Source organism: Mesorhizobium sp. M7A.T.Ca.US.000.02.2.1 (assembly GCF_003996995.1).
GTDB lineage: Bacteria > Pseudomonadota > Alphaproteobacteria > Rhizobiales > Rhizobiaceae > Mesorhizobium.
Window position 1 is genome coordinate 1 of sequence record NZ_RZTT01000855.1, and the last position, 718, is coordinate 718.

Sequence of the window (718 nt, forward strand, 5' to 3'; positions counted from 1 at the left end):
GGCCAGGGGCAAGCTGGTCATCGACATGAGCTCGATCTCGCCGATCGAGACCAAAATGTTCGCGAAGAAGATCAACGATCTCGGCTGCGACTATCTCGATGCGCCGGTCTCGGGCGGCGAGGTTGGCGCCAAGGCGGCATCGCTCACCATCATGGTCGGCGGCGAGGAAACCCCCTTCGAGCGCGCCAAGTCCGTGTTCGAGAAGATGGGCAAGAACATCACCCTGGTCGGGCCCAACGGGGTTGGCCAGACCACCAAGGTGGCCAACCAGATCGTCGTCGCGCTGACCATTGAAGCCGTCGCCGAAGCGCTTGTTTTTGCATCGAAAGCCGGCGCCGATCCGGCCAAGGTCAGGCAGGCGCTGATGGGCGGGCTGGCGGCTTCGCGCATTCTGGAAGTGCATGGCGAGCGCATGGTCAAGCGCACCTTCGCGCCTGGTTTCCGCATCGAACTGCACCAGAAGGATCTGAACCTCGCGCTGGAGGGCGCGAAGGCGCTCGGCGTTTCCTTGCCCAACACCTCGACGACTCAGCAGCTGTTCAATGCCTGCGCGGCCAATGGCGGCGCCAAGGAAGATCATTCGGCGCTGGTCAGGGCGCTGGAGCGGATGGCGGGGCATGAGGTGGGGAAGGAGCGAATAGCGAATAGCGAATGGGGAATAGGGATTAGGGATTAGGGATTGCAGCCACGGATAGCCGGGATTCGACTTTCGCTACTC

General features: G+C 62.4%; 1 protein-coding gene. It reads left to right on the plus strand.

Annotated features, from left to right (window positions below; all coding sequences use genetic code 11):
* Window positions 1-676 (plus strand): NAD-binding protein (locus EOD15_RS35110; protein WP_127409364.1); only part of this gene is annotated, 676 nt, incomplete at its 5' end.
* Window positions 677-718 lie beyond the last annotated feature (42 nt).